Annotated in this window: 13 protein-coding genes; 10 read left to right on the top strand and 3 right to left on the bottom strand. The window is 45.8% G+C overall.

Annotated elements, in window-relative coordinates; all coding sequences use genetic code 11:
- Positions 1-54 precede the first annotated feature (54 nt).
- Both rnpA and rpmH read right to left on the bottom strand, forming a co-directional pair.
- The gene (gene rnpA / locus ACR1R9_RS27340) at positions 55-405 is read right to left on the bottom strand and encodes a ribonuclease P protein component (RefSeq protein WP_076287174.1); all 351 of its coding nucleotides are present in this window, start codon (positions 403-405) and stop codon (positions 55-57) included.
- 268 nt (positions 406-673) lie between these two features.
- Positions 674-808 carry a 50S ribosomal protein L34 gene (gene rpmH, locus ACR1R9_RS27335; RefSeq protein ID WP_024629517.1) on the bottom strand — a complete coding sequence of 45 codons (135 nt, stop codon included), beginning with the start codon at positions 806-808 and terminating at the stop codon, positions 674-676.
- Between the two features lie 782 nt (positions 809-1,590).
- On the opposite strand from rpmH, the gene ACR1R9_RS27330 reads away from it, so the two are divergent.
- From ACR1R9_RS27330 to gyrB, 9 genes are all read left to right on the top strand, one after another.
- Entirely contained in the window at positions 1,591-2,265 is a 675-nt protein-coding gene (locus ACR1R9_RS27330; RefSeq protein ID WP_076287173.1) for a GntR family transcriptional regulator, read from the top strand.
- A gap of 249 nt (positions 2,266-2,514) precedes the next feature.
- Positions 2,515-3,876, top strand: coding sequence for a GntP family permease (locus ACR1R9_RS27325; protein ID WP_076287172.1), 1,362 nt, complete (start codon positions 2,515-2,517; stop codon positions 3,874-3,876).
- A gap of 98 nt (positions 3,877-3,974) precedes the next feature.
- Positions 3,975-5,510 carry a gluconokinase gene (gntK, locus tag ACR1R9_RS27320; protein ID WP_433948970.1) on the top strand — a complete coding sequence of 512 codons (1,536 nt, stop codon included), beginning with the start codon at positions 3,975-3,977 and terminating at the stop codon, positions 5,508-5,510.
- A gap of 770 nt (positions 5,511-6,280) precedes the next feature.
- Positions 6,281-7,627, top strand: a complete 1,347-nt coding sequence (gene dnaA / locus ACR1R9_RS27315; RefSeq protein ID WP_024629513.1) for a chromosomal replication initiator protein DnaA — start codon at positions 6,281-6,283, stop codon at positions 7,625-7,627.
- Positions 7,628-7,847: 220 nt separating this feature from the next.
- Positions 7,848-8,990, top strand: coding sequence for a DNA polymerase III subunit beta (gene dnaN, locus ACR1R9_RS27310; protein WP_099857719.1), 1,143 nt, complete (start codon positions 7,848-7,850; stop codon positions 8,988-8,990).
- A gap of 16 nt (positions 8,991-9,006) precedes the next feature.
- A complete protein-coding gene (gene yaaA, locus ACR1R9_RS27305) occupies positions 9,007-9,222 on the top strand; it encodes a S4 domain-containing protein YaaA (protein ID WP_024629511.1) in 216 nt (71 codons plus the stop codon).
- 57 nt (positions 9,223-9,279) lie between these two features.
- Positions 9,280-10,392: a DNA replication/repair protein RecF gene (gene recF / locus ACR1R9_RS27300; protein WP_024629510.1), complete on the top strand. Its 1,113-nt coding sequence runs from the start codon at positions 9,280-9,282 to the stop codon at positions 10,390-10,392.
- A 13-nt stretch (positions 10,393-10,405) separates the two neighbouring features.
- Positions 10,406-10,654, top strand: a complete 249-nt coding sequence (gene remB, locus ACR1R9_RS27295; protein ID WP_017691405.1) for an extracellular matrix regulator RemB — start codon at positions 10,406-10,408, stop codon at positions 10,652-10,654.
- A 146-nt stretch (positions 10,655-10,800) separates the two neighbouring features.
- Entirely contained in the window at positions 10,801-12,711 is a 1,911-nt protein-coding gene (gene gyrB, locus ACR1R9_RS27290; RefSeq protein ID WP_076287169.1) for a DNA topoisomerase (ATP-hydrolyzing) subunit B, read from the top strand.
- 88 nt (positions 12,712-12,799) lie between these two features.
- Here the strand turns inward: gyrB and ACR1R9_RS27285 are convergent, their stop codons facing one another.
- Positions 12,800-13,726 (bottom strand): YheC/YheD family protein, encoded by a 927-nt coding sequence (locus ACR1R9_RS27285; RefSeq protein ID WP_433922274.1) that lies wholly within the window; start codon positions 13,724-13,726, stop codon positions 12,800-12,802.
- Between the two features lie 425 nt (positions 13,727-14,151).
- Here ACR1R9_RS27285 and gyrA point away from each other — a divergent pair, with 425 nt between their 5' ends.
- The gene (gene gyrA / locus ACR1R9_RS27280) at positions 14,152-16,707 is read left to right on the top strand and encodes a DNA gyrase subunit A (protein WP_076287167.1); all 2,556 of its coding nucleotides are present in this window, start codon (positions 14,152-14,154) and stop codon (positions 16,705-16,707) included.
- The last annotated feature ends 7 nt before the right edge of the window (positions 16,708-16,714 follow it).

The following is a 16,714-nucleotide window of genomic DNA, read 5'->3' as shown; positions in this document are numbered from 1 at the left end:
CATTCCATTCCACCGTAAATCATACCATAATTAGGAGGACAAATAAACCGAAGCTTACCGCTTGCCCGACTTCAAAAGAGAGCCCTTGCGCAACGCATGCAGCAGGCTTTTTTCCATATCCTTATAGGACATGTCCAAAGCACCTTTTCTGACGATAAAGATCAGATCCATCTGCGTGACAATCTCATTCTCATGATGACGTACAATTTCCTTAATCATGCGTCTCATCCGGTTGCGTACGACAGCGTTTCCGATTTTCTTGCTGCAGGATACACCCACTCGGAATTGTTCTGTATCTTTACGACGACAGCCATACACCACAAACTGATGATTGGCAAACGATTTCCCATACCGGTATACGCGGCTAAAGTCCGCCCGGTTTCGTAAACGCAGTCTTTTATACACGGCGCTTCTCCTTGCTGTTTTCCACCAACATTATTGACGAATGCCTAATTACTGATTTAGTATAGGCTTTCTTGAATAACGATAAACCGTCTTGGCGGCAACTTCATTATATAAGGAACGTTTTCGAAAAAACGGACATCTCATTCATTGAACATAAATGTGTACTTATGCTTTTGCGCAACCAATTCAGACCTGACCTTTACCAGCATCCAGTCTGAAATGACCTATTTAAGAAAAAAAAGACCACCTCGGTGGTCTTCACATGCATTTAAGCACTCAGGACTTTACGGCCTTTAAGGCGACGTGCAGCCAGAACTTTACGTCCGTTGCTCGTGCTCATTCTTTTCCGGAAACCATGAACTTTTTTACGTTTGCTAACGTTCGGTTTGAATGTAGGTCTCAATGTATTGCACCTCCTCACAAGGAAATACTTATGTGATGAATCACTTTCATCTTCACAGAAAACACCTTTATACATTTAACCACGAACACCTGGAAAAGTCAACTGCGAGCCACGTACCTCCCTTCTCCTTTTAATGCCTATTCCACCCTACCGAAACGGCCATGGATGCGTTCTCCTGTTTATCACCTTCATAAAGTATCATTTAGAGGCTCCAAAAGTTATCCCCAAGTCCCGGTTCATTCACTAAAAATCAAGTTTTACGGTTATCCACACCCCTCAAACCCCTTAATCTTATCTTTCATCACCTCTTCAAGTTATTCACATGTGGATAACGATTATTTAACGTTGATTTACTGTTTCATTGGCCCAGGTTTCGGTTAATACTCCTACGTTTCTGAAGAACTATAGTGAGGTAGTGATCCAATAGATGAGCAAATATTTTGGCTTTTGAATTGATATACTTTAAATTTAATGTATCCGCTTTATTCTTATGGTTTACAAGTTTTCGAGAAAGGTGTAGGATAAAAAAATCACATCTTGTATACAAGTATACTTATGGGAAGTGCAGTATAGATCCTGACACATTTAAAGGAAGACAATTATTCCTCCAGCTCTTTGATAAATCCATTTGAAGCAGTATAACGTTCCTAAATTCAGCAGGCGCACAGAGCATAGAACCACTTATTCTCATCATAAGGATTGATGTAAATCGCTCAATCTGCAAAATAGTTGTGCTATGATCAGTATTGAACTGATTACTTATAATAGGAGCGTTAGCCACTATGCTGTTTCCTTCATCCTGGCTTCAGGGAGCTTCCCGCGGGGAAGCCATTGCCTGCGAACTAAGACTGCGGATCATTAGCGGAACCCTTCGTCCTGGCGAAATTTTGTCAGAAAATCGGATTGCCGCTGATTTTGACAGCAGTCGCTCACCTGTACGTGAAGCGTTAAGAACATTGTCGAATGAAGGGCTCATTCGGCTGGAGCGTATGGGTGTCGTTGTTATTGGATTGAAAATTAAAGATGTCGAGGAATTGTACGATGTACGTTTCCTGATTGAAAGTTTTGTGCAGCAGCGGCTTGCGGGGGATGTGCCAGATCAATTGATTACCCAGCTACGTAATGTAATAGACAAAATGGACTTGGCTGGACGCCATCAAGATGCGGTTGAATTCGCATATCAGGATCTCGTTTTTCACGAGACTATTATTGAAGCTGCCCAGCATTCCCGTATTTTACATCTATGGAGAAGTATTCGTTATGTTGTCATGACGGTTATGCTGCTCACCACCCGTAGGGTCTTTGTTCAAGGCGAGCAGAAAGTAAGCGCTGTAATCGGCAAACATCGTTTGCTGATCGAGGCTCTTGAATCAGGTGATAAAACACGCATTCAAGCTGGAGTTCGCACGTATTTTCAGGATTCAGGCAAGACGCTGCACGAAAGCTTTGATTCTTAATGACTTGTAATGAAATTCCATTCGTCAATTCATGGAATATCTGTGCAGAGGGTTCGCAATCATATCCGTTGTGAATGATTGCCCTCCAACTTGTCGACAAGTATACAAAATGCGATTTGTTTCAATTTTTTGGGGCATATTAAGAGGGATTCAAGCCGCCCGTGCTACATGATCGTAAAAGTGTCTTCCCTCCACCTGGTCATGGAACCGTTGTAAGCGTTATATATCAGAAAAAAAGGAGCATACCTCATGAGCACTCTTTTTGGGCTATCCCATAATGCAACGTTATTGGTCTGGACATTAATTGCGATTGTCTTCCTGATCGTGTTGATCTCCAAATATAAATGGAATCCTTTCATTACCCTTTTGTTGTCCGCACTAATGCTTGGTTTGCTTACAGGTATGAAGCCTGCGGATGTCATTTCCTCCATTACGGGAGGACTTGGTGGAACACTTGGAACGATCGCCATCGTTATCGGTCTGGGGACCATGCTTGGTAAAATGATGGCTGAATCCGGCGGAGCCGAGCGTATTGCTACCACACTGGTGGATCGTTTTGGTGTAAAACGTGTGCACTGGGCGATGATGATTGTTGGTTTTATCGTCGGTATTCCTGTATTCTTCGAAGTCGGCGTCATTCTGCTGATTCCGATCATTTTCACCGTTGCACGTAAAACCAATATGTCGCTGCTGCAAATCGGTATTCCGATTTTGGCAGGTCTCTCTACTGTACATGGTCTCGTTCCACCTCACCCGGCTCCCATGATTGCCATCGAAGCGTTCAGCGCCGATTTGGGTAAAACGATCTTGTACTCCCTTATTGTAGGTATCCCGACTGCTATTATCGCTGGACCTCTGTTTGGTAAATTTATCGGTAAAAGAATACATACCGAACCGCCTGCAGAGCTGGCTGAACAATTCGCTACGAAAAAAAGTAACAACTTGCCCGGTTTTGGCATAACCCTGTTTACCATCTTGCTACCGGTCATTTTGATGCTGATTGGCTCCATCGCCAATATCGTAGACCCAGACGCTACAAGCGGATTTACCGTTTTCTGTGAATTTATCGGCCATGAAATTATAGCCCTGCTGATCTCCGTCGTGTTCGCCCTCTTTTCGCTCGGTTTCTCACGGGGGTTCAACAAACATGACATCTCCCGCTTCACCAGTGAATGTCTGGCGCCTACGGCGACCATCATTCTCATCATTGGCGGTGGCGGTGCGTTCAAACAGGTGTTGATCAATAGTGGTGTAGGTAATGCCATTGCTGAGGTCGCCACACATGCCAATATTAATGTGATCCTGTTCGCCTGGCTTGTAGCCGCACTCATTCGGGTTGCTACCGGTTCTGCAACTGTGGCTATGACCACAGCAGCTGGTATTGTAGCTCCGGTCCTTGCACTAACGCCTGGTGCCAATATTGAACTTGTCGTACTCGCTACCGGTGCAGGTTCACTTGTACTATCTCATGTGAACGACGCAGGCTTCTGGATGATCAAAGAATTCTTCAACATGAGTGTCTCTCAGACGCTGAAGACGTGGACCGTTATGGAAACACTATTATCTGTTGTTGGACTGATCTTTATTTTGCTGCTGAGTACAGTCGTATAAATTGACTACCTATATAGAAGAAGAAAATAAATTCACACCATTAGAGTTTTATTTTATGGGTTCAAAAGAAAGAAGGTTTATGTAAAGTGAACAACTATATGATTGGTATGGATATCGGTACAACCAGTACCAAATCCGTACTCTTTACGGAACAGGGCGAAGTTGTAAGCACCTCGACTCAGGAATATCCTTTATACACCCCAGCTCTCGATGTCGCTGAGCAGGATCCAGAACAAATTGTGCAAGCCGCCCTTCGCTCCGTACGCGGCGTGATGGATCAAAGCGGCGTAGCTGCCGAACAAATTATGTTCGTATCCTGCAGCTCTGCCATGCACAGTGTTATTGCGATGGGACAAGATGGTATGCCCCTCACTCGCTGTATCACTTGGGCTGACAACCGGAGTGCTGCCTGGGCCGCCAAACTGCAAGAGGATGGAATCGGGCATTCTATCTATTTGCGAACAGGTACACCGATCCACCCCATGTCGCCACTGACCAAATTAATGTGGCTGCGTCATGATGAACCTGAACTATTTCAACGTACCGCCAAATTTATCTCTATTAAAGAATATTTGTTCTTCCGTCTGTTCGGCCAATATGTCGTGGATCACTCCATCGCCTCATGTACCGGCCTGCTCAATCTGGAACAACTGGATTGGGATGCAGAAGCACTTGAGGTTGCAGGCATTACACCTGACCATCTATCGCAGCTCGTCCCGACCACACATATTATAGAGGGAATGGATCGCACATGGGCTGAAAAAATGGCTCTCTCCCCCTCTACTCCCTTCGTCATCGGTGCAAGTGACGGGGTATTGTCCAATCTGGGCGTAAACGCCATTGAACCTGGCGTTGTTGCAGCTACGATCGGCACCAGCGGCGCGATTCGCACCGTCGTTGACCGTCCGGTTACCGATCCAAAAGGTAGAACGTTCTGTTACGCCCTCACCGAGAATCTTTGGGTTATCGGCGGACCTGTGAATAACGGTGGCATGCTGTTCCGCTGGGTACGGGACGAATTCGCTGCCTCGGAAGTCGAAACAGCCAAACGGCTCGGCATCAATTCCTATGATGTACTCACTAAGATTGCGGAACGCGTCAGCCCCGGTTCGGAAGGACTTCTATTCCATCCGTACCTTTCAGGGGAACGCGCCCCTTTATGGAATCCGGACGCCCGGGGTTCCTTCTTTGGTTTGACCCTTCACCACCAGAAAGAGCATATGATTCGTTCCGTTTTGGAAGGGGTTATTTTCAACCTGTATACGGTACTGCTGGCCATGGAAGAACAGATCGGACAACCTACCTCCATTCAGGCAACGGGTGGTTTCGCTCGTTCCCCACTCTGGCGTCAGATGATGTCCGATATATTCAACCAGGAAGTCATTGTGCCCGAGAGCTTCGAAAGTTCCTGTCTGGGGGCCGTCGTGCTCGGTCTTTTTGCTACAGGGCGAATTAAGTCGCTTCATGCCGTTTCATCGATGGTTGGTACTACACACAAGCATACCCCTATTAAAGAACATGCATCGATCTACCAGGAGCTGCTCCCCATCTTTATTCGCATTTCGCGAAAATTGGAAGAAGAATATGCAGATATCGCGGATTTCCAACGTAAATTTTCTGCTCATAACGAGTAAATCATGCTTTTATAACCACCAAAAAGAGGTTGTTCTCTTAGACCACCATTCCGGTCTTCAGGAACAACCTCTTTTTGGCATACGCAAAACTGCTGCAATGGGGACACATCCATCTCCAAGGTTTGCACGCTTATCCATCCTACCTCTTTTAGGAATAAATCCTACGTTCAATTCATACAAATCAGTAAACGTTCCTTAGTACCAACAGGCCCTCTTCTTGATCTCCTCTGCCTTTGATTTTGTCGTTTCCTCAATTCCTCTCTTCAAAAAAGGAAAAAGGGTATGAAGAGTCACTCCCCTGTAAATCCCCAAAACGGCCATTATCACTTTACGGTTATCCACAGAGAGGTTATTCACAAACAGAGAATACTTTTACACACAATTCAGCATCATTTGACGAATAACCTGTGTATAAAATAATTTGGGTTTTTGGGTCATCTTGTCGAAAGTTAAACAATTTATAAACAATATATTGTGTTGTGATTAAAAATTATACACAAGTTATTGAATTTGTGGATAAAATCACGCGATACATTGAAATGCCGGGCTTCTTTTGCTATGATTGTATTACTTTTGGATGTGAATATGTGATCTGACCCATAATATTATCAACAGCCTGTGGATAAAGTTGTGAACAATTTTCCGTTGTTCATTCTTTTTTTGTTTTCGACCTGCGGGGGTTTGGGGATAAATTCAACAATATATCTCGTATTTCGACACTGCATCATGGCTTAAGCCACACTTGGAACATGTAAAAGGAGTGACAGTCTGTGGACAGCCATACTTCTGATTTATGGCAGCAAATTTTATCAATCATACAAAACAAGCTCAGCAAACCCAGCTTTGACACTTGGTTCAAAGCAACCAAAGCTACCAAGCTGAATGATCGTTCGATCGTCATATCCGCACCAACCACGTTTGCCGTCGAATGGCTGGAGAGCCGTTACACCAAACTGGTCGGATCGACGGTATATGAGCTGCTTGGCAAACAGGTCGATGTGAAATTTGTCATCGAGGAGAACAAGCCTGCTGAACCGGACCCTCAACTGCCAGCGCCAACGCCTACAGTTGTTCAGGAAGAAGCGGTACTCAGCATGCTGAATCCAAAATATACATTCGATACATTTGTCATTGGGCCGGGCAACCGTTTTGCCCACGCCGCATCGCTGGCGGTCGCTGAAGCGCCCGCCAAAGCATACAATCCTCTGTTTCTCTATGGAGGGGTAGGTCTCGGCAAAACTCACTTGATGCATGCGATCGGACATTACGTCTTGGAGCATGATCCGGGCAGCAAAGTTGTTTATTTGTCATCTGAGAAATTCACGAACGAATTCATTAACTCGATCCGTGATAACCGCGGGGAGAGCTTCCGTAACAAATACCGTAGTGTCGACATTCTGCTCATTGATGATATTCAGTTCTTGGCTGGAAAAGAATCGACGCAAGAGGAATTTTTCCATACGTTTAATGCGCTGCATGAGGAACGGAAACAGATCATCATCTCCAGCGACAGACCGCCGAAGGAAATTCCGACCCTGGAAGAACGGCTTCGTTCCCGTTTTGAATGGGGGTTAATTACGGATATCCAGCCTCCAGATCTGGAGACACGGATTGCTATTTTACGTAAAAAAGCTCGTGCGGAAAACCTGGATATTCCGAATGAGGCGATGATGTACATCGCCAACCAGATTGATACCAATATTCGTGAACTGGAAGGGGCACTGATTCGGGTTGTTGCCTATTCTTCGCTGACTAATCAAGATGTAACCACTCATCTAGCAGCTGAAGCACTGAAGGATATTATTCCTTCCAGTCGTCCAAAAATGATCACTATTCACGACATCCAACAAAAGGTCGGCGAGTATTACAGCCTTAAGCTTGAAGATTTCAAAGCACGGAAACGGACCAAGGCCGTTGCGTTCCCAAGACAGATTGCTATGTATCTCTCTCGTGAACTTACAGACTTTTCTTTGCCCAAAATCGGTGAAGCATTTGGAGGGCGAGATCATACCACCGTCATCCACGCGCACGAAAAGATCTCCCAGGCGATTAAAGTCGATCAGGATCTCTATAAAGTTATCAACAACTTAACCGAAAAAATTAAGAATCCAACCTGAATAAGTCCCAAGCCTGTGCACAACGTATACACATGTGGATAGGCTTGGGCTTATGGGTTTATACCCACTTATCCACATATTCAGTGCCCCTATTACTATTATTACTATAAAGATCTAAAAGATATCATCTCCAAATAAGCGATTTCGAAGCTTAGCCTTCGGCCTTTGAAAAACACCTTTCAACACCCAAACACCCAAAAAATCAGCTAGGAGTGAAACCATGAAAATCAGCATAATGAAAAACTATTTAAACGATTCCATACAGCAAGTATCCAAAGCGATCTCGAGCCGTACGACGATCCCAATTCTGAGCGGTATCAAATTCGACGTTAATCATCAAGGTGTGACGTTGACAGCAAGCGACACCGATATTTCAATTCAATCCTTCATCCCGCTTGAAGATGGTGATAAAAGTGTTGTTCAGGTAGATCAACCCGGTAGTGTAGTTTTGCCAGCCAAGTTTTTCGTGGAGATCATCAAGAAGCTGCCATCGCAGGAAGTGCACATGGAAGTCAAAGATAACTTCAACACCTTTATTTCCGCAGGAGCTACAGAAATTCAACTGGTTGGTCTTGATCCGGAAGAATTCCCAGTATTGCCAAGCATCGAAGAAAACCAAACGGTCTCCATTCCAGGAGATTTGCTCAAAAACATGATCAAACAAACCGTATTCTCCATTTCCACTCATGAAACTACGCCGATTCTAACAGGTGTACTCTGGAGTTTGGGTGACAATGAACTGAAATTTGTGGCAACTGACCGTCACCGTCTTGCTACTCGTTCAGCAATGCTGGATAATGCAGAAGGTGTGAGATTCAACAATGTGGTGATCTCGGGCAAAACGCTGAACGAACTCAGCAAAATTGTGCCGGATCAAAATACACTTGTGGATATCGTTGTCGCTGACAACCAGGTTTTGTTCAAAATCGACCGTGTTCTGTTCTATTCGCGTATTTTGGACGGAACTTATCCGGATACTTCTAGAATTATTCCGACTTCGTACAAAACAGAACTCGTTTTGGATACAAAAAAATTAAGTGAATCTATTGACCGGGCTTATTTGCTGTCGCGTGAAGAAAAAACAAATATTGTGCGGATGCAGACAATGGATTCCGGATCGATCGAAATTTCATCAAGCTCTTCCGAGCTGGGGAAAGTAAGAGAAGAGATCGAACCTGCCGACTTTAACGGCGAACCGCTGAAAATCTCGTTCAACTCCAAATATATGCTGGATGTGCTGAAAGTGGTGGAGAGTGAGCAGCTGATGATCGCTTTCACTGGCGTCATGAGTCCTATCATCCTGAAACCGCTGGACGACAGTCACAGCTTGTACGTCATATTGCCTTACCGGACGACCAACTAACGAGAGGAAGATCATAGTGAACCAAGTAGCGATTCGTACGGAATATATTAAGCTTGACCAATTTTTGAAACTGGCCGATTGCATACCAACTGGAGGTATGGCCAAAGCACTGCTTCAGGACGGACTTGTACGTGTGAATAAAGAGCCTGAGGAACGCCGGGGACGCAAGTTATACCCTGGGGATATCGTTGAGGTGGACGGAGAAGGTTCGTTCGAAGTTGTCGCACAATAAGAAGACCAGTTAGATCCTGCTGCCTCCTGACGGACGGGATAAAAGGGAGGTTACCGCGTGTTTGTAAACAGCATAGATCTGCAGCAATTCCGCAATTATGAACATCTGAGACTGGATTCATTTGGTCCTGTAAATCTTTTGATCGGGCAAAATGCCCAAGGTAAGACCAATCTTGCAGAAGCCATCTTTGTGCTTGCACTCACTAAGAGCCACCGTACATCCCGTGACAAGGAACTGATTCGTTTCGGTGAAGAACGTGCAAGGCTTGCAGCAGAGGTCGACAAAAAGTACGGATCGGTCAAGCTCGAGCTATCTTTGTCGCAACAAGGCAAAAAAGCAAAGATCAACGGTTTGGAACAGCGCAAGCTGAGTGATTTTGTCGGAGCGCTTAATGTGGTGATGTTTGCACCGGAAGATCTTGAGATTGTCAAAGGCACACCGGGGGTCCGCCGCCGGTTTCTTGACATGGAGATTGGACAGGTGGCTCCAGGTTACCTGTATCATCTGCAGCAATATCAAAAAGTGCTCGTTCAGCGTAACAATCTGCTCAAGCAATTATGGGGGCAGAACGCTTCAGCGCAGACCATGCTTGAGGTGTGGAATGAACAACTGGTGGAGCATGGTGTTAAAATCGTCAAAAAAAGGAAACAATTCATAAAGAAACTGCAAAAGTGGGCTGAAACGATTCATCAGGGCATCACCGGAGGCGGAGAAGTCCTGCGTCTGGCCTACCTTCCTTCCTTCAGCGAAGCCGCTGAGGAAGATGAAGCTGTCTTAATGGACCAATTTATGATAAAATTATCACAAATGAAAGAGCAGGAGATTCGCCGAGGCACAACGCTTAGTGGGCCGCATCGGGATGACCTGTCCTTTTTCATTAACGATCGGGAAGTACAAACGTATGGCTCGCAGGGGCAGCAGCGCACAACGGCGTTGTCCCTTAAACTTGCGGAAATTGAACTGATTCATGAAGAAATCGGAGAATATCCGGTCCTGCTGCTAGACGATGTACTGTCTGAACTGGATCCTTTTCGTCAAACGCAGCTGATCGAAACGTTCCAGAGCAAGGTGCAAACCTTTATTACGGCTACCGGCATCGAGAGTCTGAACGTTGACAAACTCAAAGATGCCAGTATTTATCACGTTCATGCCGGACAGGTTGAACGCTAAGGAGTGAGGGCTTATGTACATTCATCTGGGCGGCGAGAAGATTATCCGATCTTCCGAATTGGTCGCTATTTTTGATATATCGATTGAAAAATCCTCAAAAATTTCCAAGCAGTATGTCACGCATGCCGAGCAGGAAAAAACAGTGGAGCATATTGGTGAAGAGGAAGCCAAGTCCATTGTCGTGACCAAAAACATTGTGTACTACTCGCCTATTTCCTCAGCTACGCTCAAGAAGCGAGCTCACATTTTTCCTGATCTCTAGCCTATCGGCGGTACGAGTTATTGTACCTTTTGCTGCTTGTCTTTATTTAGATTGCTTACTGGAATTAAGGGAATATGTTCATTTCAGCATGCATTCTTAGTTAACGCATATTTACGATATTGAATCTATAGAAGTAGGTGAAAGGCATGTCTATGAATCAACCGTCATATGGTGCAGATGAAATTCAGGTACTTGAAGGGCTGGAAGCCGTACGTAAACGACCGGGGATGTATATTGGTTCCACCAGTGCCAAAGGTCTGCATCATCTCGTTTGGGAAGTAGTGGACAATAGTATTGACGAAGCACTCGCAGGTTATTGTGATCATATCGAAGTTACTATTCATGAAGATAACAGCGTCACTGTAGTCGATAACGGGCGGGGGATTCCTGTCGGTGAACATGCCAAAATGAAACGTCCTGCACTTGAGGTTGTAATGACTGTTCTGCATGCAGGCGGTAAATTTGGCGGTGGCGGGTACAAAGTATCCGGTGGTCTTCATGGTGTAGGTGTATCTGTCGTCAATGCTCTATCAGCGAAAGTAGTTGTTACAGTTAAGGTTGACGGCCATGTGTATCAACAGGAATACCGTCGCGGTGCTCCGCAGTATGATCTGAAAACGATCGGAACAACGGAGGAAACGGGAACAACGGTTACGTTCCATCCGGATCCGGAGATTTTCACGGAAACAAGAGTTTATGACTATGAAACTTTGCTGACTCGTATTCGTGAGCTCGCGTTTCTGAACAAGGGAATTGGTATGACTTTAACCGATGAACGTACAGGTGTAACCAACTCTTTCCTGTATGAGGGCGGTATTATCGAGTATGTCTCCTTCCTGAACCAGAAGCGTGAAGTACTGCACGAAAACCCGATTTATGTAGAAGGATCAAGAGACAACATTCAGGTTGAAGTTGCATTGCAATACAATGACAGCTACACCGAGAATATTTACTCTTTTGCCAACAACATCAACACACATGAGGGTGGGACGCACGAATCCGGATTCAAAAGTGCTCTTACCCGGATTATCAATGATTATGCGCGTAAAGCCGGTGTAATCAAAGACAGCACGGGTAACCTGTCCGGGGATGATGTACGTGAAGGTCTAACAGCGATTATCTCAGTCAAGATCCCTGAACCGCAATTTGAGGGACAGACGAAGACCAAGCTGGGTAACAGTGAAGTTCGCGGAATTGTGGAATCCCTGTTTGCTGAGAAGCTGCAGGAATTCCTGGAAGAGAATCCTTCCGTATCCCGTCGCATTTTGGAAAAAGGACTGCAAGCTGCCCGTGCACGTGAAGCAGCTCGTAAAGCACGTGAACTCACGCGTCGTAAAGGTGCACTCGAAGTCAGCTCTTTGCCAGGTAAATTGGCCGACTGTTCATCCAAGGATGCTTCAATCAGCGAATTGTACATCGTCGAAGGTGACTCTGCCGGTGGATCGGCGAAGCAAGGACGAGATCGTCATTTCCAAGCGATTTTGCCACTGCGTGGTAAGATTCTGAACGTGGAAAAAGCACGTCTTGACCGGATTTTGGGTAATGCGGAGATCAGAGCAATTATTACTGCAATGGGTACCGGAATTGGTGATGATTTCGATATTGCCAAAGCACGTTATCACAAAATCATTTTGATGACGGATGCCGACGTCGATGGCGCCCACATTCGGACATTGCTTCTGACATTCCTTTATCGCTATATGCGCAAAATCATTGAGGCTGGTTATGTATATATTGCCCAACCGCCATTGTTCAAGATTGAGCGCAATAAAGTGATTCGTTATGCTGGTTCCGAGAAGGAACGTGATGAAATTATCGCAACTCTCGGTGAGAATGCGAAATTCAATATCCAGCGTTATAAAGGTCTTGGCGAGATGAATGCCGGACAATTATGGGAAACGACGATGGACCCTGAAAGCCGGACCATGCTTCAAGTATCGATCAGCGATGCGATGCTGGCCGATGCCATGTTCGACACCTTGATGGGGGATAATGTTGAACCTCGTCGTGACTTTATTCAGGAAAATGCAAAATACGTGAAAAACCTCGACATCTAACGATATTCGAAGAGGCGCCTGCGAGGGCGCCTCTTTTACATTATGGGGTTAAGCTATAGAGATTTTAGGTTGGTCTCTGGAGTGCCTGTTATCGGTGTGTGCGGCTTTTGGCAGTGGAGGCCTGGGCTTTGGGGGAGGTGCGAGATGTCTTCCCTTTTTTGGAGGGTAATCTGCCGTACGCTCTCGCATAACGCTTGATCTTTCGATACGTTTCCTTATCAGGCAATAGGCCAAAAGCATAGATACCTGGTAATGTGTTGACTTCAATAATCCATGGCCGTCCATCTTCATCCAGTGCGATATCGATACCAATCTCTTTGAGCCTTGGAAATGACCTCTGCAGCTGTACCGCCGTATGAATGCCTAAACGATATAGCTCACTGCGTAGTTGCTGGAACCGATCCTGATCAAAATGAGGGCGTACCAACTCATTAAAGGTGGCCAGTCGTCCGCCGCCATGAATGTTGGTAATGATCTTGCCTGGTGCAGCAATTCTTCCCAGGATACCTGTCGTTTCCCAGTTGCGTTCTAGATTCTTCTGGGTCAGTACCCGCAGGTCAAAAGGTAATCCATCATGTTTCATCAGCGGAATACCTTGCTGAATGATGTATTCGCGATTCTGGATACGTTCAGTGAGCGCCAGATCCAGCTCATCGAGGGATTGGAAGTATTTTTCCTCCGTCCCATATCGAAGTTCATACGTGGTCAGAGGGACTTCAGCAGAGATCTCGGCACTGACTTCAGCTTCGGATGGGGAGAGTGAATCAACGGCGTTTTCCGATGTGTTTGAATCGGTAATCGGGTGTGGTTTTATACGGATGGTTTTTACCCGCATGACGCCATTGCCATAAGTTCCCCGATCCGGTTTGATATAGTTTGACTCGAATAATTCAGTCATCCGTTCCAGGGTCTGGCGATTATATTGTCGTGTTACTGGTATATATTCATTCACATTACGGCTGAGTTGTAACACAGCTGTCTTGGTCCATTTGCTGGAGACACGCTGGATGCCCAAGAGCCATCAGTCCTTTCGTGTTTTAATGGGGTTTATAAGAGTGGCAGACGCGGAGAAATCAAAGGACAAGAGATGATTTCAGTGGTATAATAGAGAAATATGGCGTTTTGTGCGGTTTTGTTGCACAGATGTAGTTTGATCGTAGAACGGGAACGGTCTAAGCCTGAATATACACAGTACAATTGCCGCTTTTTCTAGCATTGTATGTGCAAATGGGGAGGAAGGCAGGGCGAACCCCCAGACTCTCTAAAGTTCCCGGAAGAAAGGCTATTGCCCAGCGGACGTTTAATTGTTTACCTTTTGTGAAAGTAATATAATAAAGAGTAGCGTCCTTGTGCGGTTTTAGCCTTGTTAGGCTCTTCACATATAATTAATTTTGAATGATTGAATGGAATGTTTGTTGAAGGACAAGAAGGAGGTCCAGCATGGCGGAAGAAATGAACTCGCAGATTAAAGATCGGGATATTGGCGTCGAGATGCGTGAATCGTTTATGGATTATGCGATGAGCATTATTGTGAGCCGTGCCTTACCTGACGTGCGTGACGGATTGAAGCCGGTTCACCGGCGTATTCTGTACGCAATGTCCGAGCTAGGCATGACACCCGATAAACCACATAAAAAATCAGCCAGAATCGTCGGCGAAGTTATCGGTAAGTATCACCCACACGGTGACTCTGCCGTATACGAAACGATGGTACGGATGGCACAGGACTTCTCCCTGCGCTACATGCACGTAGATGGACATGGTAACTTTGGATCGGTGGATGGCGATATGGCAGCAGCCATGCGTTATACGGAAGCCCGGTTGTCCAAGATTGCGATGGAAATGCTCAGAGACATCAACAAGGATACGATTGACTTCCAGCCGAACTATGACGGTGAAGAAAGTGAACCTATCGTTCTGCCAGCTCGTTTCCCTAACTTGCTTGTCAATGGTGTCGGCGGGATTGCGGTAGGTATGGCGACCAATATTCCTCCTCATAACCTGGGAGAGGTCATTGACGGCGTACAGGCTATGATCAAAAATCCAGACATCACTTCCATGGAATTGATGGATTATATCCACGGGCCAGACTTCCCAACTTCCGGTTATATTTTGGGACGCTCCGGAATTCGCCAGGCGTATCAAACCGGACGTGGTTCAGTAACGATGCGGGCCAAAACCAACATCGAAGAAAACAACAACAAAGCACGGATTATCGTTACGGAACTTCCTTATCAGGTGAACAAGGCAAGACTCGTTGAGAAAATTGCTGAGTTGGTACGTGATAAAAAGATTGATGGTATTACGGATCTCCGTGATGAGTCTGACCGTAACGGTATGCGGATCGTAATTGAGCTTCGCAGAGACGTGAACCCGGGTGTAGTGCTGAACAACCTGTACAAGCATACAGCGATGCAGTCCACCTTTGGGATTAACATGCTCGCGATTGTAAATAAAGAACCTAAGATTCTGAATCTGCGTGAAGTGTTGTATCACTACTTGCAGCATCAGATTGAGGTTATACGTAGACGTACACAGTTCGAATTGAAAAAAGCGGAAGCACGCGCACACATTCTGGAAGGCTTGCGTATCGCGCTGGATCATATCGACGAAATTATTGCGTTGATTCGTTCATCCAGCAATACGGATGCAGCCAGAGAAGGTCTGATTGAGCGTTTCTCACTCAGTCATGATCAGGCTCAAGCTATCCTCGATATGCGTCTGCAACGCCTGACAGGTCTGGAACGTGAGCGCATCGAAAATGAGTATAACGAACTGATGGTCAAAATTAAGGAATATCGTGAAATTTTGGCCAACGAGCACCTGGTGCTCGAAATTATCAGCACGGAGCTGCAAGAAATCCGTGATCGCTTCAGCGATGATCGTCGTACCGAAATCACTGTAGGTGAAGAGAGCATTCTGGACGAGGATCTGATTCCGCGTGAAGAAGTTATCATCACTATTACCCATACAGGCTATGTGAAACGTCTGCCGGTATCCACATACCGCAGTCAGAAGCGTGGGGGACGTGGGGTTGTGGGAATGGACACCAAAGATACCGACTTTGTTGAGCATCTGTTTGTGACCAACTCTCACAATTACCTCATGTTCTTTACCGACAAAGGTAAAGTGTACCGTCTCAAAGCTTATGAGATTCCAGAGCTTGGCCGTACAGCAAGGGGGACGCCGATTATCAACCTGATTCAGATCGAACAGGGCGAATCGGTCAATGCCGTGATTCCAGTTCAGGAATTCGAGAGTGACAAGTATCTGTTCTTTGCTACCCGCCAAGGGGTTGTGAAGAAGACACCGCTTGAGGATTACACCAATATTCGTAAAGGCGGTCTAATCGGGATCTCCCTGCGTGATGATGATGCCCTTATTGATGTTAAGCTGACAGACGGACAGCAAGAGATCATTATGGGTACAGCTCACGGGATGTCCATCCGATTCTCGGAAGGAAATGTTCGTTCCATGGGACGGAGTGCAACCGGGGTTAAAGGGATCACACTGGATGAGCAGGATGTTGTAATCGGTATGGACGTTGTAGATCAGGAACTGGATGTTCTGATTGTTACAGCCAAAGGTTACGGTAAACGTACGCCTGTCAGCGATTATCGGATGCAGACTCGTGGCGGTAAAGGGATTAAAACCATTAACGTCACAGATAAGAACGGTGCGGTAGTCAGTCTGAAAATGGTTAAGACGGAAGAAGATCTAATGATCATCACTTCCAGTGGTACGTTAATTCGAATGAGTATGGAAGGCATATCCACGATGGGTCGATACACGCAAGGCGTGAAGCTGATTCATATTCGCGATGAGGATGCCGTAGCTACAGTCAGCCGAATTGATAAGAATGAGGAAGAACCAGATGACGAAGAATTGCTTGAAGGTGCAGAAGCCGCTGATTCTGAAGGTCTAGAGTCAACTCTTGATGAGGGTGCGGTTTCCGATGCTGAAGTTGAGGGCGATGATTCAGGTTCGGAAGTATAGAATCAAT

The sequence above is a fragment of the Paenibacillus taichungensis genome (assembly GCF_050994985.1).
GTDB lineage: Bacteria > Bacillota > Bacilli > Paenibacillales > Paenibacillaceae > Paenibacillus > Paenibacillus taichungensis.
The sequence above is the reverse complement of the archived record's forward strand: the minus strand, read 5'-3'. Positions and strand labels throughout refer to the sequence as shown.

Bases quoted from the DNA above. Each gene is read 5' to 3' on its own strand.
- dnaN (WP_099857719.1), top strand. From the start codon at position 7,848: ATGAAAATCAGCATAATGAAAAACTATTTAAACGATTCCATACAGCAA.
- ACR1R9_RS27330 (WP_076287173.1), top strand. From the start codon at position 1,591: ATGCTGTTTCCTTCATCCTGGCTTCAGGGAGCTTCCCGCGGGGAAGCC.
- gyrB (WP_076287169.1), top strand. From the start codon at position 10,801: ATGTCTATGAATCAACCGTCATATGGTGCAGATGAAATTCAGGTACTT.
- gntK (WP_433948970.1), top strand. From the start codon at position 3,975: ATGATTGGTATGGATATCGGTACAACCAGTACCAAATCCGTACTCTTT.
- gyrA (WP_076287167.1), top strand. From the start codon at position 14,152: ATGGCGGAAGAAATGAACTCGCAGATTAAAGATCGGGATATTGGCGTC.
- ACR1R9_RS27325 (WP_076287172.1), top strand. From the start codon at position 2,515: ATGAGCACTCTTTTTGGGCTATCCCATAATGCAACGTTATTGGTCTGG.
- remB (WP_017691405.1), top strand. From the start codon at position 10,406: ATGTACATTCATCTGGGCGGCGAGAAGATTATCCGATCTTCCGAATTG.